Genomic DNA, 21,548 nt, shown 5'->3' with positions numbered 1-21,548 from the left:
GATTTGCGTGAGCATCGGGGGTGTGGGGGTGGGCGCGTGAGGGGTGGGGTGGGGTGGGGTGGGTCGGTTGGTTGGCGGTGCGGGTTGGTGGGGGCTGGTCGCGCAGTTCCCCGCGCCCCTGACTGCCTACGGCAAGTCGTCCATGCCGTCCGCCTCCAGCAGTGCCATCGCCGCGTTGTGGCCGGGGACTCCGCTCACACCGCCGCCTCGTACCGCGCCCGCGCCGCACAGGAAGATGTTGTCGTGGTGGGTCTCGACTCCCCAGCGGCCCGTGTCGGTCTGGGCGTAGGGCCAGGTGAGGTCGCGGTGGAAGATGTTGCCGCCGGGGAGGCCGAGGTCGTGGTCCAGGTCGAGGGGGGTTCTGGCCTCGATGCAGGGGCGGCCGTCGGCGTCGGTGGCCAGGCAGTCGGTGAGGGGCTCGGCGAGGTGGGCGTCCAGCTGGGCGAGGGTGGACTTGAGGAGTTCCTCGCGTACGGCGTCGTTGTCGGACTCGAACAGCCGCGCGGGGGTGTGCAGGCCGAAGAGGGTGAGCGTCTGGTAGCCCTGCTCGACCAGGTCCGGGCCGAGGATGGTCGGGTCGGTGAGCGAGTGGCAGTAGATCTCGGAGGGCGGGGCCTCGGGCAGGGTGCCGGAGGCGGCCTGGGCGTAGGCGGTGGCCAGTTGGTCGTATCCCTCGGCGATGTGGAAGGTCCCGGCGAAGGCCTCGTGGGGGTCGACGGACTCGTCGCGGAGCCTGGGGAGCCGGGTAAGCAGCATGTTCACCTTGAGCTGCGCGCCCTCGGCGGGGGTAGGGGGTGTGTCGCCGGTCAGGGCGGCCAGTTCGCGCGGCGAGGCGTTGACCAGGACGTGGCGTGCGGTGACGGTGCCCTCGGTGTCGGCCGTCCGGTAGGTGATCTCGGCGGACCGGCCGTCGGTCTCGATCCGGCGGGCCTCGTGGCCCGTGGCGAGGACGGCGCCCGCGTCGCGCGCGGCCCTGGCCAGTGCGTCGGTGAGCGCGCCCATGCCACCGACGGGCACGTCCCAGGCGCCGGTGCCGCCGCCGATCACGTGGTAGAGGAAGCAGCGGTTCTGGCGGAGGGAGGGGTCGTGGGCGTCCGCGAAGGTGCCGATGAGCGCGTCGGTGAGGACGACACCGCGGACCAGGTCGTCGGTGAAGGACGACTCGACGGCCGTGCCGATCGGTTCCTCGAAGAGGGTGCGCCAGGCCTCCTCGTCGTCGATACGGTCGCGCAGGGCGTCGCGGGTGGGCAGGGGCTCGGTGAGGGTCGGGAACACCCGTTCGGCGACGTGGGCCGTCATGCCGTAGAAGCGCTGCCAGGCCTCGTACTCGCGGTCCGCGCCCGTGAGCCGCGCGAACGCCTCCCGGGTGCGGCGCTCGCCCCCGCCGACGAGCAGGCCGGTGGGGCGTCCGTCGCGTTCGACGGGGGTGTACGAGGAGATGGTGCGGCCCCGGACGCGGAAGTCCAGGTCGAGGTCCCGCACGATCTTCCGGGGCAGCAGGCTGACCAGGTACGAGTACCGCGACAGCCGGGCGTCGACCCCGGCGAAGGGCCGTGTCGACACGGCGGCCCCACCGGTGTGGTCCAGCCGCTCCAGCACCAGCACGGAGCGCCCGGCCCGGGCGAGGTACGCGGCGGCGACCAGCCCGTTGTGCCCACCGCCGACGATCACGGCGTCGTACGAGCCGTGCGGCCGAGGCCCGACCGGACGTCCGGGCCGGGTTGCGGGTACGGATGCGGGCGCGGGGGTGGGGGTGGCAGGCATGGCTCTTGGTAACACGCGGCGCTCGGGGTCGGCCAGGGGGGTGGGGCAGGTGGATCAACGGGGGGGGGCGGGCCTGGGCGGTGCGACCGGGGAGCCGGGGCTGGGCGCGGCCGGTCGGCGGGCCGGTGAGCCGACGCTCGACTCGGCGCTGTCGGCCACCGTCGGGGCCCGGGGGCCGGGGGCCCGGACTCGACGGCCGGCCGGGACGTCGGCGGGCCCCCGGGGGGCTGGCTCGGGCGCGGTCCGTCGGCGGGCACCTGGGGGGCCGGGCTCGGCGCGGCCCGTCGGCGGCCAGAGGGCCGGACGGTGTGGCGGGGGTCGGCGCGAGCCCGGCGGTCGGCGGTCGGCGGTCGGCGGTCGGCGGTCGGCGGTCGGCGGTCGGCGGTCGGCGGTCGGCGGTCGGCGGTCGGGGGAGCCGACGCCCCACTCGACGCTGTCGGCCACCGTCGGGCCCGGGAGCCGCCCGGACCCGACGCGGCAGACCGGGACCTCGGCGCGCACCCGGAGGTCCTGGCTCGGCGCGGTCCGTCGACGGCCAGAGGGCCGGGCGCTGCGGCGGGCCCGGCGCGAGCCCGGCGACCGCGCTGCAGTCCCCGTGGCCCAGCGGCCCTCGGCTCCACCAACCACCCGGCCGTCCAACGGCCCCAGCAACCGCCCGGCAGTCGGCGGCACCGGTGGTCGCCCGGCCGTCCTCGGTCCCGCAACCGACCCGCCGTCCGCAGGCCCAGCAACCACACAGCCCCTCCCCAGTCCCCCTGACCGCCCGGCAGTCGGCGGCACCGGTGACCGCCCGGCCGTCCTCGATCCCGCAACCGACCCACCGTCCACAGGCCCAGCAACCACACAGCCCCTCCCCAGTCCCCCTGACCGCCCGGCAGTCGGCGGCACCGGTGACCGCCCGGCTGTCCTCGGTCCCGCAACCGACCCGCCGTCCGCAGGCCCAGCAACCACACAGCCCGCCCCCAGTCCCCCTGACCGCCCGGCGGTCGGCGGCACCGGTGACCGCCCGGCTGTCCGGTGTCCCAGCAACCACCCAGCCGTCCGCAGTCCCCGTGACCGCCCGGCCGCCCCCTGCCCCAGCACCATCTGGCCGTCCCCTGCCCCAGCAACCACCCGACCGTCCACAGTCCCCGTGACCGCCCGGCGGTCCCCTGCCCCAGCCATCACCCGGCCCGTCGGCGGTGTCAGTGGCCGTCTGTTGACCGTTGCTGGCGTAACGCCGCCACTCGGCGGTACAGCTCGACCGCTTCCTGGGTGCGGCCGAGTTGTTCTAGGCAGTGGGCCTCGTCGTTGCGGCTGGTGAGGGCGTCGGGGTGGGTGGGGCCGAGGATGTGTTCGCGGGCGTCGGCTACGTGGCGGTATTCGGTGAGGGCGTCGGCCCAGCGGCCGAGCCAGCCGAGGCCGACGGCGACCTCGCGGCGGCTGATGAGGGTGTCGGGGTGGTCCGGGCCGAGGACGCGCTCGCGCAGGGCGCACACGTCGCGGGACTCGGCGAGGGCCTCCTCCCAGCGGCCGAGGCGCCCGAGGTTGACACCGAGGCCGTGGCGGGCGCGCAGGGTCTCGGTGTCGGCGGGGCCGTGGACGCGGGTGCGGTCGTCGACCAGGGCGCGGTAGAGGGTGAGCGCGTCGGTGCTGCGGCCGAGCCGGCCGAGGCTGATGCCGACCTCGTGGCGGGCGGCGAGGGTGTCGGGGTGGTCGGGGCCGAGGGCCTGGGCACGGGTCTCGGCGACCTCGCGGTAGGTCTCCAGGGCCTCGGGCCAGCGTCCCAACTGGCCGAGGGCGTAGCCGACTTCGTACCGGGTGACGAGAGTGTCGGGGTGGTTGGCGCCGAGCACCCGGGCGCGGGCGGCGGCCACCTCGCTCGCCATGCGGTACGAGTCCTCCAGCCGGCCGAGCCTGCTGAGGTTGAAGGCGAGGTTGTGGCGGCAGCGCAGGGTGTCCGGGTGGTCCGGCCCGGCGAGGCGTTCCCGGGCGGCGAGGACCCCCGTATAGGCCTGGTGGGCTTCGAAGTGGCGGCCCAACTGGCCCAGCACGTACGCCATTTCCTGCCGGGCGGCGAGTGTGTCGGGATGGTCGGGCCCGAGGACGTGCTCGCGGACCCGGGCGACGTGGGCGAACTCGCGCAGCGCGTCGGCGGGGCGGCCGGTGCGGCTGAGGGTGAAGCCGACCTCGAAACGGCTGGCGAGGGTGTCGGGGTGGTCCGGGCCGAGGGCGTGCTCGCGTTCGGCGGCCACCGCGCGGTGCACCTCGCCCGCCTCCGTCCAGCGGCCCAGCCGCCCCAGGCTGAGGCCCGCGTTGTGCCGCCCGGTGAGGGTGGTGATCAACTCCGGTGACGGGGTGGGCCGTTCGGGGCGTACGGGCCGTTCGACGCGGCCGGTGGCGGGGCGGGCGATCCACTCGCCGGTGAGCCCGGCAGAGGCGTCCGGCGGGGTGAGACCGCCCGGTCCGGTGCCGGTGGCCTTGTGGCCGGTGGTCATCCCGCGGGTCCAGGACGGCAACCGGGGTTCCCGCGACGGCGGTTGCTCCGGGCGCGCCCAGAGGCCGGGCGGGCCGGGGGCGGCTTCGGGGAGGACGGGGCGTGCCACGGCGGCCGGCACCTGGGCGCGGCCCGGGCCCGGGGCGGTGGCCGCCCGCCCCTCCCCGACCCTGCGGCCCAACTCGCGTGCGTCGTGCGGTCGTTCCTCCGGCTCCTTGGCGAGCAGGTCCAGGATGACGCGGTCGAGGTACTCGGGGATCTCGTCGCGGTGGTGGCGCGGGGGCGTCGGGGCGGTGTCGCGGTGGCCCATCAGGACCGCCCAGGCGTCGTCGAGGTCGAACGGCGGTACCCCGGTGACGATCTCGTAGAGCACACAGCCGAACGAGTAGAGGTCGCTGCGCTGGTCGACCTCGTCGCCGCTGATCTGTTCCGGTGACATGTAGTGCGGGGTGCCCATGGCGATACCGGTGCCGGTGAGCCGGGAGGTGAAGGTGACGTCGCGGCCGAGGCGGGCGATGCCGAAGTCGCAGATCTTCACGGTGCCGTCGGTGAGCAGCATGATGTTGGCGGGCTTCAGGTCGCGGTGCACGATGCCCTGCCGGTGGGTGTAGTCGAGGGCGGCGGCCACCTGCCCGGCGATCTCGACGACCTCCGGGACGGCCAGCGGATGGTGTCTGTTGTCCTCCAGGAGCTGGCTGAGGTTGCGGCCGTCCAGTAACTCCATGACGAGGAACAGCACCCCGTCGGACTCACCGAAGTCATGGACGACGGTGACCCCCCGGTGCTGGAGGGCGGCCGCGACGCGTGCCTCGCGCCGGAAGCGTTCGCGCAGGACACGGGTGAACGACTGGTCGGGCTGGGTGTTGACGGGCTTGAGGCACTTGACCGCGACCAGCCGCCCCAGCGACTCGTCCCTCGCACGCCAGACCTCGCCCATCCCCCCGCGCCCGATCAGATCGAGCAGCCGGTACCGGCCCTGGATCAGCCTGGTGTCCCCCATCGCCGACGATCGCCCCCGTATCCGGCCCCGCATCCCCCTGGCCCGTCCAGTATGGCGGTCTATCTGCCGACTTTGTACGGTGCCGGGCGGGAGCCGGGGCCGAGCCGTGCCATGGCGCGGAGGATGTGTTTGGGCGGGAGTTGCCGGCGCAGACGGGCGGGAACACAGCGCAGGAAGGTTCCGGCGAGCCGCAGGCGGCGGGTGACCACGGCCGGTGCGGGACCCGGCCTGCCGTACAACTCGTGGGCGTACGGCGGCAGGGAGGCGTACGCCAGGTCGGCCACGCGCCGCCAGAGTGCTTCACGTGCCGGTGAGTGGCGGTGTCCGGCGCAACCTGGAACGTTGCAGGTACACCCTGGGCCGGAAGCTCCGCAGACTGCCACGTGAGCTTCGGCGACGGAGCGTGGGTCACGAAGTCGTCTTGCTCTCTGCCGTTCACAACACTGCTCGTAGGGGGAATCACCATGCGTCACTTCAAGAAAAAGGCTGTGTCCGCTGTGCTCGGCGGTGTCATGGCCGGAGGGCTCCTCGTCGCGGGAGGGTCACCGGCTGCCGCGGCCTCCTGCCATGTCACGGCCGGCAATGTGCTGAAGACCGGGCCCGGCCAGGTCACCGGATACGGTGCCTGGGCCGGCAGCGGCTGCGGTGACATGAAGCTCAAGGTTCAGCGCAAGGTCCTGGGGATCTGGTACACCGCGAACAGCGACGGCTGGGACGCCAGCGACGAGAGCTCCGGCAACATTTCCCTGCCGACCAGGTGCAGTGGTACGTACACCTGGCGGGTGTGGCTGGACGGGGAGAAGACCGACAGCAGGACCGGCCCCACCAAGTCGATCACCTGCAGCTAACGCCGTACACGGGGCATCCCCAGGCCGATCCACGAGATGATCTCGCGCTGGATCTCGTTGTTGCCGCCGCCGAAGGTGAAGATCACGGCCGAGCGGTAGCCGCGTTCGAGTTCGCCGTGCAGGACCGCGCCCGCGGAGCCCTCCTTGAGGGCGCCGGCGGTGGCGACGACCTCCATCAGCCAGGCGTAGGCGTCGCGGCGGGCCTCGGAGCCGTAGACCTTGACGGCGGAGGCGTCCTGGGGGGTGAGGGTGCCCTCCTGGAGGGCGCTGACCATGCGCCAGTTGAGGAGCCTGAGGGCGTCGAGTTTGGTGTGGGTCTGCGCGAGGCGGCGGCGGACCCAGGGCAGGTCGATGACGCGGCGGCCGTCGGCGAGTTTGGTCTCCATGGCCCAGCGCTGGACGTTGTGCAGGGAGCGGATGGCCATGGTGCCGTGGGCGGCGAGGGTGACGCGTTCGTGGTTGAGCTGGTTGGTGATCAGCCGCCAGCCCTTGTTCTCCTCGCCGACGCGGCGGGAGACGGGGACGCGGATGTTCTCGTAGTAGCTGGCGGTGGTGTCGTGGGAGGCGAGCGTGTTGATGAGGGTGCAGGAGTAGCCGGGTTCCGTGGTCGGGACGAGGAGCATGGTGATGCCCTTGTGGGGCGGGGCGTCGGGGTCGGTGCGGACCGCGAGCCAGACCCAGTCGGCCGTGTCGCCGTTGGTGGTCCAGATCTTCTGCCCGTTGACCGTGTAATGGCCGGTGGCCTCGTCGCCGTCTCGCACCGCGCGCGTTTTCAGTGACGCCAGGTCCGTGCCGGCGTCCGGCTCGCTGTAGCCGATGGCGAAGTCGATCTCGCCGGAGAGAACGCGGGGCAGGAAGTACGCCTTCTGTTCCTCGGTGCCGAACTGCATGATCGTCGGGCCGACGGTGTTGAGCGCCATCAGCGGCAGCGGTACGCCGGCCTGCGCGGCCTCGTCGAAGAAGACGAACTGTTCGACGGCGGTCAGGCCACGTCCGCCGTACTCCTTGGGCCAGCCCACTCCGAGCCAGCCGTCGGCGCCGAGGCGACGGATGGTCTCGCGGTAGAACCGCTTCTGCGCCGCCGGGTCGGCGTGCCGGGCGTAGGCGCCCTCCGGGACCAACTCGGCGAAGTAGGCGCGCAGTTCGGTGCGCAGCCGCTGCTGCTCGGGCGTGTATTCGAGGTGCACGGCGCCTCCAGGCTCCCCAAGGCCGACCTGACGGCGCACACGCTAGAACGTGTTCCAGTAATTGGGAACAGCCAGACAGAGGGCAACACGGAGGAACGGGCGGGAGCGACACCCGTCCCGTCGCCGGTTCAGCGGAGGGTGGCGAGGAAGTCCGTGCAGGCCTGGGCGCAGGCGCGGCAGGCCTTGGCGCCGTCCTCGGCACCGGGGGAATCGTCGAAGGTGCGCGCGCACTCCAGGGCCACGGTGCGGCACCACTCCACCTGGAGGCGGATACCGGCCTCGTCGAGGCCCGCCTCCTCGGAAAGCACCCTGCACGTGGCGTCGCACACCTCCGCGCACATGATGCCCTTACGCCGCATCTGTTCCTGGCTCTCGGGTCCGTCCGGGTCGGCGAGGCTGGCCCGCAGCGCGCAGGCCCGCGCACATTCGGTGCAGGCCTGCGCACATGCGAAGCGGTCCTCAAGGAACCGGATGAGTTCCTGTTGGGAAGTCGTCGTCGAGGTCACCACGGGCGGGTAGCCGGAGGCGATGCGGCCAAACACGGCGGGCGCGATCGGGCGTCGCCGCGGGCGGTCCGCCGGGTTCCGTTTCCGACCCGCGCGACAGGGCACCCGGGGACGAGCCGTGCGAAGCGGTCCGGTTCGTACACGGACCGGTCTGGGCCGGTCTGGACCGGTCCGGTCCGGACTCGGATCGGTTCACTCGAACGATTGGGGGTATTCATCCCTTATGAACATGGAATGGACTGATATAGCCGCAGAACGTAGCGTGCTGGGCGGTATCGCACCGTTCCTGGCCGGCGTCGTCGTGGTGGCCATGCTGATCGGCGCCCTCTGGCTGGGTGCCCGCGTGCGCGCCCGTGAGCCGCGCCGGCCGCGCCCGGACGAGCAGCCCCGGATCCCCGAGGGCGGACCCGTCCGCGAGGAGCAGCTGAACCGGGAGCCCGACGAGATCCCCAAGAGCGACTACCGGCTGACACCGTACGAGGTGCACGGCAACCAGGGGACACGGCCCAGCCCGGAGAAGAAGCGGCGGCGCTGGAGCAACAACAGCAGCGGCGGCTTCGGCAGCGGCGGTCTCGGCGCCCACTGACACCGAAGCCGGCTAGGACCCGCCGTCCAGCGGCAGCCCCGTGTAGTTCTCGGCCAGCTCGGCCGCGGCGTGACGTGAGGTCGCGACGCGGTCGAGCTGCGAGAGCTGGAGTTTCGTCTCGAACGGGGACTGGGCCGGGTCGGCGTGCAGGGTCGTGGTCATGAAGTAGGAGAAGTGCTCGGCCCGCCAGACCCGGCGCAGACAGGTGTCGGAGTAGCTGTCGAGCAGCTCGGTCGAGCCGGTCTCCCTGAGCCGGGCGAAGGCGCGGGCCAGCACGATGACGTCGGTGGCGGCCAGATTGAGCCCCTTGGCACCGGTGGGCGGCACGATGTGGGCGGCGTCGCCGGCCAGGAAGACCCGGCCGTACCGCATCGGCTCGGTGACGTGGCTGCGCATCGGCAGGACGGCCTTGGCGGTGACGGGCCCGCGTTCGAGCCGCCAGCCGGGGTTGGCGGTGAGCGCGAACCGGGCGTCCAGCTCGTCCCAGATCCGCTCGTCGGACCAGTCGGCCGGGTCGGTGCCGTTCGGGACCTGAAGGTAGAGACGGCTCACGGACGGCGACCGCATGCTCGCCAGCGCGAAGCCGCGCTCGGAGTGGGCGTAGATCAGCTCGTCGTAGACGGGCGGGGCGTCGGCGAGGATGCCCAGCCAGGAGTAGGGGTAGGTCCGCTCGTACGTCGTGCGCACCCCGTCCGGGACGGCATCCCGGGCCACGCCGTGGAAGCCGTCGCAGCCCACCACGTAGTCGCAGGTCAGGGTCTGTTCGCGGCCTTCGTGGGTGTAGCGGATCACGGGCCGGTCGGTGTCCGCGCCGTCCACCCCGTGCACCTCGGCCTCGAACAGCAGCGGGCCGCCGCCGGTGAGCTGGAGGGCGATCAGGTCCTTGACGACCTCGGTCTGCGCGTACACCCACACCCGGCGGCCGCCGGTCAGCTCGGGGAAGCCGACGCGGTGGGCGCGGCCGTCGAAGCGCAGTTCGATGCCGTCGTGCGGAATTCCCTCGGCGTCCAGCCGGGCGCCCGCGCCCGCGGAGCGCAGCACGTCGACGGTGGCCTGTTCCAGGATTCCGGCGCGCTGACGCTGCTCGACATAGGCACGGTCCTTGCGTTCCAGAACCACACTGTCGATTCCCGCGTTGTGCAGCAGACGGGCCAGCAGCAGCCCCGCCGGGCCGCCGCCGATGATGCCGACAGTGGTGTGCATGTGAGTACTCCGACCGTGTTCGCGTGTCACCGTGTTCGCCAGGTGAAATTCACTTCACTCTCTTGTGCGCATGAGTCTGCGCCCGGCCGGCCCGCCTGTCAACGGTCACACCCCGAAGAGGGCCGGGCGGGCGGTCGGGTTCCGGCGGGAAGCGGTCAGTCGAGGAAGTGGAAGCCGGGGCGGGGATGCATCAGGAAGTCGTGGTGCGAGATGTTCCAGGCGTACGCGCCCGCGAGGCCGAACACCACCCGGTCCCCCGCCCGCAGCCCCGGGACGGGGGCGCCACGGGCGAGGAGGTCCTTCGGGGTGCAGAGCTGGCCGGTGAGGCTGACGCGCTCCCCCTCGGCCGCCGGGCGCGGCCAGGGGTACGGCCACTCCTCCACCGGCAGGACCGAGCACGGCTGGTCGTGGCCCTTGGTCGCGGGGGTGCGCAGATGGTGGGTGCCGCCCCGGACCACCGCGAACTCCTCGCCGTGGCTGTGCTTCACGTCCAGCACCTCGGTGGCGTACCAGCCGCAGTAGGCGGTGAGGGCGCGACCGGGTTCGATACGCAGCGTCAGTTCGGGGTGCACGTCCGCGAGTTGGGCGAGACCCTCGCCGTACGTCTTCCAGTCGAAGCGGCTGTCGGGGCGGGTGTAGTCGACGGCCATGCCGCCGCCGACGTTCACCTCCGCGAGTGGGACGCCCAGGCCGGTCGCCCACTCCACGATCGAGCGGGCGACGGAGAGTTGTTCGGGGGCGTCGAGTCCGCTCGCCAAGTGGGCGTGGACGCCGAGGAGTTGGAGGTGCGGGTGGGTGCCGTCCGTGAGGGGACGGCGTACGTCCGGTGCCTGGGCCGGGTCCAGGCCGAACGGGGTGGGACGGCCGCCCATCGCGAGGGAGCTGCCGGTGAGCGAGCCGTCCGCCACCGCGAGGTTGAAGCGGAGGAGTACCCCGACGCGGGTGGCGGGTGCGACCTCGCGTGCCAGTGCGCCGAGCATGCGCAGGTCGTGCGCGCTCTCGACGTGGAAGCGCTCGACGCCGGCCTCCAGGGCGACCCGGATCTCGGCCGGGGTCTTGCCGGGGCCGCCGAAGGCCAGCGGGCGGCCCGGGACGGCGCGGGCGACGTGGGCGAGTTCGCCACCGGAGGACACCTCGTAGCCGTCGACGTACGGGCCCAGCGCGGCCAGGATCTCCGGCTCGGGATTCGCCTTGGCCGCGTAGTACAGCTCGACCCGTTCGGGGAGGGCAGCGCGTACCTGGGCGGCGTGGTCACGCAGGGCCGCCAAGTCGTAGACGTACGCGGGGAGTTCGGCGGGTGGGAGGGAGTGGACGCGGTCGCGTACGGCGGGTGTGGGAAGGGTCATCGGGGGCTCCTGGCTCGTCGGAGGACTCTGGGGCGCCGGGGCGGTGCGAGTGCGGGCGGCGTGGGTGCGCGGCAGCGTGGGTGCGCGGCGGCTCATCGGGGGCTTATCGGGTGCTCCAGCGCAGGACGTCCTCGGCGAGGGGTGAGGGCAGCCGGACGTAGCCCGCCTCGCGGTCGGCCTTGCGTTCCCAGCGGGTGAGGAGGTTGGTCTTGGCGGGGAGCGGGACTCCGGCGAGCAGGGCGGAGAGGCGGGGCGGGCAGCCCTCCTCGTCGGCGTACGTCCGGATCGTCGCGCGGACCGCCGCCCAGAGGTCGGCCTCGGTCTCGGGGTGCAGGTCGGCGAGGGCGGCGAGCAGCTCGGCGACGTGGTTGACGAGCAGGCAGTACACGACGCGGTCCCAGCCCCGCTGGGCGTCGTACGCCATCGGGCCGGCGACCTCGGGCGGGAGGGCGGTGAGGGTGTCGGCGTGGTGGTCGGGGACGAGCTTGGTGCCCTCCAGGTCGCGGAAGAGGACCTGGGCGGGCATGCCGTCGGTGTCGACGCAGATCAGGACGTTCTGGAGGTGGGGCTCCAGGACGAGGCCATGGTCGAAGTAGGCGGAGAGGACGGGCGGGAGGAGCAGGCTGAGGTAGGCCTTCCACCAGGTCAGGGCGGTCTCGGGGCCCGTGCCGGCGAGGAGGCGGGAGATGTGGGCGGCGCTGGTCGGGTACTCGTCGGCGACGGCGGCGGCGAGCAGCGGGGTGGTGCCGGGCAGCAGCCGCCGGGACAGGCCCTCGCGGACGATCACACCGAAGCCTTCGAGGAGGGCACGGTCGGGGGTGCCGTCGGGGCCGGGGACGGCGAGGCTGCGGTAGGCGGGTTCGCGGAGCATCGCGCTGCCCGGGAAGCGGGTCTCCAGGTCGGCGAGGGCCGGGGCGAGGACGCGGGTGAGGGCGACGGCGCCGGAGAGTTCGTAACTGGCGTTCTTGCGCAGGCAGTTGGTGATGCGGACGTTGAGGCTGAACTTCAGGAAGGCGTCGCCGTCGAAGAGGGTGCGGACGGAGGCGGTGGCCGCGTACTCCCGGCCGCCGGGGCCGAGGTCCAGGATGTCGCCGCGGCCCAACGCCTCGCGCAGCAGCGGGTGTTCGCGGAGCATCTCGTACTGCCATGGGTGGGCGGGCAGCAGCCGGTACCCCTCGGGGACGTCGCCCCGGTCCCCGTCGAGCACGGCGGTGGCGCCCGGCTCGGCGCACTCCTCGGCGATCAGGTGGTCCCGGACGGCGAGGTAGCGCAGCTGGAAACGGGCGCCGGCCTCGGGGGCGTACGACTGCCAGGCGTCCGCGTCCCCCGTGCGGGCCTTGGGGGTGGGGTGGAAGCGGTGGCCGAAGAGGAGGGACTGCTCGGAGGCGAGGTAGTCCGGGAGACCGGACGGGCCGCTGTCATGGGTGGTGTGCGCGTCGGCCGCGCGGGCGGCGAGCGCGGTGGCGAGGGTGCGGTGGCTGGAGTCGATCTGGTGCAGGAACTCGTCGTTGCGGACGCCGGTGCGCAGCGACAGCTCGTCGTGCGTGTACTCGGCGAGGCGGCGCCAGTCGAGTGTGCGCCAGCCGGTGTCGGACTGCTCCGTGACCGGGCCCGTGAAGCGGTGGGCGCCCAGCAGGGACGTACGGCGGAGGGCCACCCGCAGGAGGAGGCCGCGGCGGGGCAGGCGCAGCAGGAGGTGGCCGTCGATGACGGCGGTCTGGTGTTCGGGGCCGGACACCTCGCGCAGCAGGCAGTTGAGGAGGGTGTGGGCCACGGCGTCGTCGGCCGTGGGGAGGGCGGGGGCCGGGGCGGGGGCCGGGGCGGGGGCCGGCGCCTCGTCGGCGGTGGGGAGGGGGGTGGTGGTACCGAGCGACTCGGTGAGCGGGGGCATTCAGTGGCTCCAGCGGGTACGCGGATGTGGGGGCAGGAGGGTCGCGAGGACGGAGAGGGCGGCTATGCCGCCGCCTATCAGCACCGGCGCGGCGGGACCGAACCGGGCGCTGCCCGCGGCGGCGGTCACCCCGGCGGCGACGGCGCCGGCCTTGGAGAAGAACTCCAGGGAGCCGAACATCCCGCCGGGCGCGCGGCCCCGGGCGCAGTCGGCGGCCAGGACCGACAGGCCGACCATGCCGAGGGTGAGGCCGAGGCCGAGCAGCAGGCGTACGGCGACGAGCGCGGGCAGGGTGTCGGCGACGCCGTGGCCGGCGAGGCCGAGGGCGATCAGCGCGAAGCCGAGGGCGATGCCGAGCCGGGGGCGCGTCGCCGTCACCCGGTGGACCGCCATCGCCGTGACCAGGTAGCAGAGGTGCGGCAGGGCGAAGAGCAGCCCGGAGAGGGCGGCGGAGGCTCCGGGGAGGCGTTCCTCGACGAGGGAGATCAGATAGGGGAAGGAGATGACGGTGGAGAACACGAAGGCGAACTCCAGTGCGTAGAGCCTGCGCAGCGCGGCCCGGGGAGCGATGCCGGGGGCGTCCGTCCGGTCCGCGTCCGCCGCGTCCGCCGCGTCCGCCGCGTTCGCGGTGCCCGCCGCGCTTGGGGTGTCCGGCCCGGCGGTCTCGGCCGGTTCGGGCAGGGCGGCCAGCAGCAGGGCGGCGGCGAGCGGGAGCAGTGCGAGGAGGGCGTACTGGCGGTGCGGGGACAGCCACGGGGACAGCGTGCCGACGGCGATCGGCGCGAAGACCAGGGCGGCCCGTGCGCTGCCCTGCATGAGGGTCAGCGCCTTCGACAGTCGCGGCCCCTCCAGTGCGGCGCCCAGATAGCCGTTGGAGGCCGCGAACGTGCCGCCCAGGATGCCCTGGAGCATCAGGGCCACCGTGAACATGGTGAGCGAGTCGGCCCAGCCCGCCAGGACGAAGGAGACGGCGAGGCCCAACTGGGCCCGCAGCAGCAGCCGTTTTCGTCCGAAGCGGTCGGCGAGCCGCCCCCACAGGGGTGCCGCGAGCGCGCTGAACACCGTGGGCACCACGTACAAAACCCCGGCCCAGCGGGCCGCGCGGTCGCCCAGCCCGGGCAGGATCTCCGTGAAGTACGGCGGCAGCCCCAGCGCGGCGAACGACGCCACGAAGTAGCAGGCGGCCACGGCGTGCACCTGCCGTCGCCCGAACGCGGGGCGCGGCATCGGGAGAGCCTCGGCGGTCATGCCGAACCACCCTCCCGCAGCAGGTAGTTGGGCCCGGTGGTGTAGTGCTTGTTGATGTCGGCGGCGCCCGAGCGCTCCTTGCTGAGCAGGGTCCCGGCGGTCACCATCGCCTTCACCGGCAGCTCGGGCGCGTTCAGCACCCGCTCGCGCAGGACGGCCGCCGCGCTGCCGCCGAGCCGGTCGACGGCCTCGGCGAGCCGGTCCCGTACGAGGTCCAGCATCTGCGGCAGCGGGGCGCGGCCGTGCCGGGCGAGGCCGAACGCGTAGGCACCGGCGCACAGATGGACGGTGATGGTGGTGAAGACATCGGCCACCGCGCGGTCGCCGGTGGTGAAGGTGCGGGGGTCGTCGAAGCCCCAAGTGCCGCCGTCCTGGCCGAACTTGGCGGTCAGCCGGGTGCGGTTGACGCGCGGCCCGTCGTTGTCCTTCAGCAGCAGCCGCAGGTCGCCGGGTGCGGGGCCGAGGACCAGGGAGACGTTCTGCTGGTGCGACTCCAGGGCGATGCCGTAGCCGAAGAGGGTCGTCTGCCAGTCGAACAGCAGGGTGAGCACGGCGTCGAGCAGGGCCCTCGGGTCGCCGTCGTGGAAGCGGTCGGCGAGATGGTCGACGACCAGGCGTCCGCCGGGTGCCTCGGCGAGGAGGGCGGCCAGGGGGACGACCACGCAGTCGTCGAGGTCCGTGGGGTAGCGGCGGCACAGGACGGCGAGGAGTTCGTGTCCGGCGTGTGCGTACACCGTCTCGTCGGCGTGCAGCACCCGGCCCTCGAAGCGGGGCTCGCGGTCGATCACCGCCGCCAGCAGCCGCTGTCCTGCGGCACCGTCGACGAGGGTGCCGGGCTTGATGGACCGCTTGTTGCGCAGTCCCAACGTGGCAGTCGCCAGAGGGAGTTTGAGGTGGAGGGAGGGGGCGGCGGCCGGGGCGACCGTACGCATCGACAGGGTCGGTACGACGGAGAGGTACGCCCGGTCGGCGAGCACGGCACGGTCCGCGAGCCCCGCCTCGCGCAGGGCCGCGTCCAGGGGTGCCCCGACGGTCAAGGGGTGGACGGGCAGGGCGACATGGGTGTGGTCGAGGTCCGCGAGGCCGAGCCCGGAGGGGGTGGGCCAGCCGTCCGGCAGAGCACCGCTGACGGTGACGGACTCGCGGGGCAGGGCGAGCCACCGGAGGGCGAAGGAGGGGTGAAACTCCGGTGCGTATCCGCGCAGTTGGGCCTCGTCGAGGCCGGAGCGGCCGCGTGCGGTCGGGTAGACCGGGTGGTCGAGACGTGCGGCGAGGGTCTCGAACGCGAGGCCGCCGTGCAGGCCGGTCCAGTCGGCGAGATCGGTGCCGTACAGGTCGGTGAGCCCGGCGGCGATCTCCTCCCCCGTCGCCTCGTGCAGCCGCATCGTGGCGAGGGTCTGGCGGCACTCCTCAGTGAAGGCGTCGAAGCCGTCCCGGTCGGCGGGGTCGGCGAGGGCGCGCAGCGCGGTGAGGACGGTGGCGCAGGTGGTGAGGTGGGCTGCGTCCGACTCCCGTACGAGCAGGGGCAGTCGGGCGGCGTACGGGTGCTGGTAGCCGTCCTCGGTGACGGGGAGGAGGAGGGCGTCGGCCCCGGCCTCGGCGTCGGCGTCGGCCTCGGCGTCGGTGTCGGCGTCCGGATCGCCGTCGTGGGTGGGGAGGCGGAGCCAGGGGCCGTCGGGGTGGTGGACGAGGGTGCTGCGGGAGCGCAGGCCGACGACGTCCTCGCGGAGGAGGGCGCCGAGGACGCGGGTGAGGAGGCCGGCTTCGGTGGGGTCGGGGGGAGCGGGCGCACCGACGGAGGCGGGCGTGATGACGGGGTTGGTGGCGACGGCGGTCACGGCTGGATCTCCCAGTGCCGCGCGGCGAGGAAGTCCGCCACCACGCGATCGACGGTGTCCTGGTCGGTCCCGATGGCGCGGAGGATGCCGAGGTAGTCGCGGTTGGTCCGGTACAGCGGGTGGTGCTCGCCGGGTTCGCGGAGCGGACGGTACGTCAGATGCACGCCGTCCACGGTGAGTTCGGCGGCGGCGGGGGCGGTGACGAGGGTGCCGGCCCGGTCGGCGTACGGATACTCCAGGCGGGCCGCGCCGTCGCGGCGGAGGCCCAGGTCGGTGGGGAGCGGCTCGCCGAGGTGGGTGCGGAGGATGTGCTCGAAGAGCGGGAGGTCGAGGAGGCGGGCGAGCAGCAGATCGCACTGGTCGCCGATGGCACGGTAGTTGACCTCGATGATGCGGGCCCGGCCGTCGTGCACGACGAACTCGGTGTGGCAGGCGCCGAACCCGACGCCCAGCGCGTCGAGTTGGGCGAGGACCTGCGCGACGACCGGCTCGGGGTGCGCCGGCACGAAGGTCAGCCGCTCCTCGATGAAGTAGGGCGGCGGGGACACCTCGGTGTGGAAGCCGCCGAGGATGTGGCGGACCCGGCCGTCGCCGAGGGTCTCCAGGGTGTACAGCTCGCCCGGCAGATACTCCTCGACGACGAGGCCGGCCCCGGCGCGGCGGGCCAGGATCTCCTTGCCCCGCGCGGCAAGGTCCTCGGGGCCGGTGACGAGGACGACGTCCTCGCTGGCGACGCCCTCCCGGGGCTTGACGACACAGGGGTACGGGGCGTCGGCGACGCGGGGCCCGGTGAGGTCGGCCGGGGTGCCGATCTCGGCGGACCAGACGGTGTCCACGCCGGCGGCGGCGAGATGGCGGCGCATCTCGGCCTTGTCCTTGCCGCGCAGGGTGGCCCGCCAGTCCTTGCCGGGGAGGTCGAAGTAGTGGGCGGCGAGGGCGGCCTGGGTCTGGAGGTGGTCGCTGTTGGTGAAGACCGCGTCGGGCCGGTGGTGGGTGGAGATCCGGGTGACGACGGCACGGTGGTCGCGTACGTCGCAGTCGAGGATCTCGATCGCGGGATGCTCCGGGTACGCGGCGCGGTGGGCGTCGGGCTGGTCGGTGAGGAGCGTGACGTCCAGGCCGAGGCGGGCGGCGGCGGGCAGGAAGCCCTCCGTGACGGAGTCGGTCGGGTTGAGGGCGAGCAGATACAGACGCATGGGGTTCGTGCACAACTTCCGCTGGCGAGTGAGGGGTTCGGCGGGGCGGGGCGGGCCCGTCTCGTGGTGGGGCCCGCCCCGGCTACCTCGGGAGTTACGCCTTCGGGAGGTCGACGCCGGTGGCCTTCGCGATGTCGGCGAGCATCTCCTCGGCGGCCTGGACGCCGATGCCGGACATCCAGGTCTCGTCCGGGACCTCGAAGACCTTGCCGTCCTTGACGGCGGGCAGGTCCTTCCAGACGGGGTTGGAGGTGACCTGGCTCTGGGTCTTGTCGTCGGCGTCGGCGGAGGTGACGAAGATCAGGTCGGCGTCGGCCTGGTCGATCTCCTCCGGGCTGACGTCCTTCATGGTGACGGCCGGGTCGTCGGACACCTGCGACTTCGGGCGCGGGAAGCCCACGTCGTTCAGGACGACCCCGCTGTAGGAGTTGGAGGCGTACAGGCGCGTCGGGCCGGCGACGAAGCGGACCACGGAGACGGTCGGCAGGGCGCCGTCCTTCTTCTCGACGGCCGCGCCGAGCGCCTTGGCCCGGGCCTCGTACTCCGTCAGCTTCGTCTCGGCCTTGTCCTCCAGCCCCAGCGCCTCGGCGTGGACCTTGAGGTTCTCCTTCCAGACACCGCCGGTGGTCTCGGTGAACACGGTCGGGGCGATGGCGCTGAGTTTGTCGTAGACCTTCTCGTGCCGGACCTTGGAGGACAGGATCAGGTCGGGCTTGAGGGAGGCGATCTTCTCCAGGTTCGGCTCCAGGAGCGGGCCGACGTCCGTGGTGTTCTTCAGGTCGCCTTCGAGGTACGTCGGGAAGCCGCCCTCGGTCTTGAAGTGCGGGGCGACGGCGCCGACCGGGTCGATGCCGAGCAGGGTGACGTCGTCCAGCTCGCCGGTGTCGAGGACGACGACCTTCTTCGGCTGCGCCGGGATCTCGACGTCACCCATCACGGTCTTGAGGGTGCGGGGGAAGGCGGCGCTGTCGGCGCCGGCCTGGGCGGTGTCGCCGGTCTTCGTCGTGTCGGCGTCGCCGCAGGCGGCCAGGAGGCCCGTGCCGAGCACGACGGTGAGCAGCGCGGTGGCGGGGCGGCCGAATCCGCGCAGGGGGAAGCGCTTGAGCATGAGGGATGGTCTTTCTCGGAGGATGAGTCGATGAAGGAATGAATGGATGAATAGATGAATGGATTGATGGATGAGGCGATGAGTGGTCAGGTGGTCGCGGATGCGGTGGTGTGCCGGGCCGCGCCGCTCTTCGGGACGACCAGCGGGGTGCCGGTCTCCGGGTCGGGGACGACTCGGCAGTCCACGTCGAAGACGGACTTGACCAGGTCCGCGTCGAGTACGTCGGCCGGTGGGCCGGCGGCGGCGAGGCGGCCGTCCTTGAGCACGACCATGTGGTCGGCGTAGCGGGCGGCCTGTCCGAGGTCATGCAGCACCATCACCACGGTGCGGCCGGCCTCGGCGTGCAGGGCGGCGACCAGGTCGAGGACGTCGAGCTGGTGCCGGAGGTCGAGGAAGGTGGTCGGTTCGTCGAGCAGGAGCAGTTCGGTGTCCTGCGCCAACGCCAGGGCGATCCACGCGCGTTGGCGCTGTCCGCCGGAGAGCGTGTCGACGGGGCGGTCCCGCAATGCGGCCGTCCCGGTGCGGTCCAGCGCCTCGTCCACGGCCCGCTGGTCGGTGGCGGACCAGGGGCTCAGCAGCCGTTGGTGCGGGAAGCGGCCGAGCCGTACGAGTGACTCGACGGTGATCGCCTCCGGGGTGACCGGCTGTTGCGGCAGCAGGCCCATCCGGAGGGCCAGGGCGCGGGCCGGCATGCGGTGGATGTCGGAGCCGTCGAGGGTGACCGTCCCGGCGGTGGGTGCGAGCAGTCTGCTCAGCCCTCTCAACAGGGTTGATTTACCGCAGGCGTTGGGGCCGACGATCGCGGTCACGGCCCCGCCGGGCAGGGTCAGGTCGAGCCCGCCGAGTCCGCCGACGACGGTTCGGTCGCCGTAGCGCAGGTCGAGGCGGTGGGTGGAGAGCTGGTTGGTGGGGGGCATGGGGGCTCCTGGGGGCGAGCGGCGGGGTTTGAACGGGTAGGGACTTCGGGTGCGGGTCCGGTGGGGCTTCTCGCGCAGTTCCCCGCGCCCCTGAAAAGCCAGGCCCCCGCGGCCCTGAACGGCAACGGTGGTGGGCTTGAAAAGCGCAGGGCGCAGCCCGTGCTTTTCAGGGGCGCGGGGAACTGCGCGACCAGCCCCCACCGGGCCCGCGCCCGACAACGCACCCCACTCACACCCCTCTCCCCCGCACCGGCGCGCTCTGCCGGAACATGAGCATCAGCAGCCAGGGCGCCCCGAGCGTCGCCGTCGCGGCGCCCACCGGGAGTCCCTCGACCGGAAGCAGATGCTGGACGACGAGATCCGCGGCCAGCAGCAGCACCGCTCCGGTGAGCGCGGCCAGTGCGAGCGTCGCCGCGGTGGGCGGGCCGGTGAGGAAGCGGACGATGTGGGGGACGGCGAGGGCGACGAAGGTGACCGGGCCGGCGAGCGCGGCGGCCAGCGAGGCCAACGTGACGGCGACGAGGAGGAGTTGGAGGCGGGCGGCGGAGGTGTTGAGGCCGAGCGCCCCGGCCGAGTCGTCGCCCAGGTCGAGCACGGCGAGACGGCGGTGCGTGGCCTGCGCGGCGGCCAGGGCGAGCAGGACGGCGGCGCCCGCGCCCCAGACCTCCGTCCACGTCCGGCCGTACACCGATCCGGTGGCCCACTGGAGCGCCGAGCCCGCCAGCTCGGCCGGGAAGCGCACGATCATCAGGTTGACCGCGGCGGCCAGGCCCGCCTGGACGGCGAGGCCGGTGAGGACGAGCCGGGTGACGGCGAGCCCCGACCGCCAGGCGAACACACCCAGCAGCAGGGCGGCGAGCAGACCTCCGGCCAACGCGCCGACGGGGATGAGGAGTTGGGAGGCTCCGGCGGCCAGCAACGCGACCGCGCCGAGCGAGGCGCCGCCCGTCACGCCCATCACGTCCGGGGAGGCGAGCGGGTTGCGGAACAGCCGTTGCAGGACACAGCCCGCGGCGCCCAGTGCGGCACCGGCCACGAGGGCGGCGACGGCACGCGGCGCCCGGAACTCCTGTACCACCAACACATCACCGGGGTCGCCGAGCCCGACCAGCGCGCGGAGCGCCGTGGAGGCGGGCATGCTCATCTCCCCCGTGGAGACGGCGAGGGTGAGCAGCGTGAGCAGGGCGAGGAGGCCGGTCGCACCGTAAGCGAGGAGGCGGCCGCGGCCGGGCGGGCGGCGCATGTCGTGGCGTACGGCCGCCGTGCGGGTCGGCGTCATCGGGCGACCTTCCGGGCGAGCAGGGCCAGCAGGGGCGCGCCGAGGAAGGCGGTGACGATGCCGACCTCCAGTTCCGCGGGGCGGACGACCAGGCGGCCGAGGATGTCGGCCGTGAGGAGGAGCAGGGGGCCGGCGAGCAGGCAGCCGGGGATCAGGAGTCGGTGGTCGCCGCCGAGGAGGGGGCGGACGAGGTGGGGTGCGGCGAGTCCGATGAAGGCGACCGGGCCCGCCACGGCGACGGCCGATCCGGCGAGCAGGACGACCGCGATACCGCCGGCGAGCCGGACCCGGGTGACGGGAACGCCGAGTGCCTGGGCCGAGTCGTCGCCGAGGGCGAGGGCGTTGAGGGCGGGTGCGACGGCCCCGGCGAGCAGCAGACCGAGTACGAGGGTCGGCAGGACCGGCCAGAGGGTGTCGAGTGGGCGTCCGGCGATCGAGCCGGCGAGCCAGAAGCGCGCCTCGTCGAGGGTGCGTTGGCTGGCCAGCATGACCGCCGACGTCCAGGACAGCAGCACCAGTTGGAGCACGGTGCCGCCGAGGGCTAGCCGTACGGGGTCGATGTCCCCGGCGCGGCGGGACAGCGCCTGGGCGAGGACCGCCGCTCCGGCGGCGCCGGCGAAGGCGAACCACACATACTCGACGGGGTCGGTGAGCTTCAGCGCGAAGATGGCGACGACGACCGCGAAGCCCGCACCGGCGTTGATTCCCAGGGTGGTCGGGGAGGCGAGCGGGTTGCGGGTGATGCCCTGGGCGACGGCGCCCGCGACGCCGAGGGCGGCGCCGACCGCGAGGCCGATGACCGTGCGCGGCAGCCGAAGGCCCGTCACCACCAGGGCGTCCCGGCCTTCCCCGTGTCCCGTCAGCGCGTCGAGGACGGTGGGCAGGGGAACGGAGCGGGCTCCGAGGGCGAGGCTCAGCGCGGCGCACAGCGCCAAGGCGCCGATTCCGCCGAGGAACAGGGGCAGGTGCCTCAGGGCACGCGGGGGCACGCCGGTCGGCGCAACCCGTTCGGTCGCAGTCACGAAACGTGAGCTTAGGTTAGGCATGCTTTAGTTTTCAACAGCTGTGGGGGCACTGTGATCCACACCGCTCTTGATCAACCCGTAAGTAACTTCGCTGGTCAGCGACGCACACGACTGCTTCACACTTCCCTTG

At 73.2% G+C, this 21,548-nt stretch carries 16 protein-coding genes and 1 pseudogene; 2 read left to right on the top strand and 15 right to left on the bottom strand.

Features of this window, described 5'->3' with window-relative positions:
• Positions 1-126: 126 nt before the first annotated feature.
• The 3 genes and pseudogenes from ACZ7MG_RS03770 to ACZ7MG_RS03760 form a co-directional block, all read right to left on the bottom strand.
• The gene (locus ACZ7MG_RS03770) at positions 127-1,764 is read right to left on the bottom strand and encodes a phytoene desaturase family protein (protein WP_471392123.1); all 1,638 of its coding nucleotides are present in this window, start codon (positions 1,762-1,764) and stop codon (positions 127-129) included.
• 1,184 nt (positions 1,765-2,948) lie between these two features.
• On the bottom strand, positions 2,949-5,240 hold the full coding sequence (locus ACZ7MG_RS03765) for a serine/threonine-protein kinase (RefSeq protein ID WP_471396628.1): 2,292 nt from the start codon (positions 5,238-5,240) through the stop codon (positions 2,949-2,951).
• Positions 5,241-5,299: 59 nt separating this feature from the next.
• Positions 5,300-5,551 (bottom strand): annotated as a pseudogene (locus ACZ7MG_RS03760) (oxygenase MpaB family protein); the annotation flags it as partial.
• A 177-nt stretch (positions 5,552-5,728) separates the two neighbouring features.
• Between ACZ7MG_RS03760 and ACZ7MG_RS03755 the strand changes: the two are divergent.
• Positions 5,729-6,088 carry a hypothetical protein gene (locus ACZ7MG_RS03755; protein WP_471396625.1) on the top strand — a complete coding sequence of 120 codons (360 nt, stop codon included), beginning with the start codon at positions 5,729-5,731 and terminating at the stop codon, positions 6,086-6,088.
• Here the strand turns inward: ACZ7MG_RS03755 and ACZ7MG_RS03750 are convergent.
• Positions 6,085-7,275: an acyl-CoA dehydrogenase family protein gene (locus tag ACZ7MG_RS03750; protein WP_471396622.1), complete on the bottom strand. Its 1,191-nt coding sequence runs from the start codon at positions 7,273-7,275 to the stop codon at positions 6,085-6,087. The genes ACZ7MG_RS03755 and ACZ7MG_RS03750 overlap by 4 nt on opposite strands.
• 128 nt (positions 7,276-7,403) lie before the next feature.
• Entirely contained in the window at positions 7,404-7,781 is a 378-nt protein-coding gene (locus tag ACZ7MG_RS03745) for a four-helix bundle copper-binding protein (protein ID WP_471396635.1), read from the bottom strand.
• A 223-nt stretch (positions 7,782-8,004) separates the two neighbouring features.
• Between ACZ7MG_RS03745 and ACZ7MG_RS03740 the strand changes: the two genes are divergently transcribed.
• A complete protein-coding gene (locus ACZ7MG_RS03740; RefSeq protein ID WP_471396619.1) occupies positions 8,005-8,367 on the top strand; it encodes a DUF6479 family protein in 363 nt (120 codons plus the stop codon).
• 12 nt (positions 8,368-8,379) lie between these two features.
• Here the strand turns inward: ACZ7MG_RS03740 and ACZ7MG_RS03735 are convergent, their stop codons facing one another.
• The 10 genes from ACZ7MG_RS03735 to ACZ7MG_RS03690 form a co-directional block, all read right to left on the bottom strand.
• Positions 8,380-9,570 carry a 4-hydroxybenzoate 3-monooxygenase gene (locus tag ACZ7MG_RS03735; protein ID WP_471396616.1) on the bottom strand — a complete coding sequence of 397 codons (1,191 nt, stop codon included), beginning with the start codon at positions 9,568-9,570 and terminating at the stop codon, positions 8,380-8,382.
• 155 nt (positions 9,571-9,725) lie between these two features.
• A complete protein-coding gene (locus tag ACZ7MG_RS03730) occupies positions 9,726-10,916 on the bottom strand; it encodes a type III PLP-dependent enzyme (protein ID WP_471396613.1) in 1,191 nt (396 codons plus the stop codon).
• Positions 10,917-11,019: 103 nt separating this feature from the next.
• Positions 11,020-12,807, bottom strand: a complete 1,788-nt coding sequence (locus ACZ7MG_RS03725) for an IucA/IucC family protein (protein WP_471396610.1) — start codon at positions 12,805-12,807, stop codon at positions 11,020-11,022.
• Positions 12,808-14,055 carry an MFS transporter gene (locus ACZ7MG_RS03720; RefSeq protein ID WP_471396607.1) on the bottom strand — a complete coding sequence of 416 codons (1,248 nt, stop codon included), beginning with the start codon at positions 14,053-14,055 and terminating at the stop codon, positions 12,808-12,810. It abuts the gene before it with no gap.
• Positions 14,052-15,866, bottom strand: coding sequence for an IucA/IucC family protein (locus ACZ7MG_RS03715; protein ID WP_471396632.1), 1,815 nt, complete (start codon positions 15,864-15,866; stop codon positions 14,052-14,054). The genes ACZ7MG_RS03720 and ACZ7MG_RS03715 overlap by 4 nt, the downstream gene beginning before the upstream one ends.
• A 23-nt stretch (positions 15,867-15,889) precedes the next feature.
• Positions 15,890-17,089, bottom strand: a complete 1,200-nt coding sequence (locus ACZ7MG_RS03710) for an ATP-grasp domain-containing protein (RefSeq protein ID WP_471396605.1) — start codon at positions 17,087-17,089, stop codon at positions 15,890-15,892.
• A 94-nt stretch (positions 17,090-17,183) separates the two neighbouring features.
• Positions 17,184-18,197, bottom strand: coding sequence for an ABC transporter substrate-binding protein (locus ACZ7MG_RS03705; protein WP_471396603.1), 1,014 nt, complete (start codon positions 18,195-18,197; stop codon positions 17,184-17,186).
• 86 nt (positions 18,198-18,283) lie between these two features.
• Complete coding sequence (locus ACZ7MG_RS03700; RefSeq protein ID WP_471396600.1) at positions 18,284-19,114, bottom strand: ABC transporter ATP-binding protein; 831 nt, start codon at positions 19,112-19,114, stop codon at positions 18,284-18,286.
• A gap of 229 nt (positions 19,115-19,343) precedes the next feature.
• A complete protein-coding gene (locus ACZ7MG_RS03695; RefSeq protein ID WP_471396597.1) occupies positions 19,344-20,393 on the bottom strand; it encodes a FecCD family ABC transporter permease in 1,050 nt (349 codons plus the stop codon).
• The gene (locus tag ACZ7MG_RS03690) at positions 20,390-21,439 is read right to left on the bottom strand and encodes a FecCD family ABC transporter permease (RefSeq protein ID WP_471396594.1); all 1,050 of its coding nucleotides are present in this window, start codon (positions 21,437-21,439) and stop codon (positions 20,390-20,392) included. Before ACZ7MG_RS03690 ends, ACZ7MG_RS03695 begins: the two co-directional genes overlap by 4 nt.
• Positions 21,440-21,548: the final 109 nt, after the last annotated feature.

The sequence above is a fragment of the Streptomyces sp. NPDC107538 genome, assembly GCF_055657445.1.
Note: the sequence above shows the minus strand (reverse complement) of the source record. Positions and strands in the feature narration are given on the sequence as shown.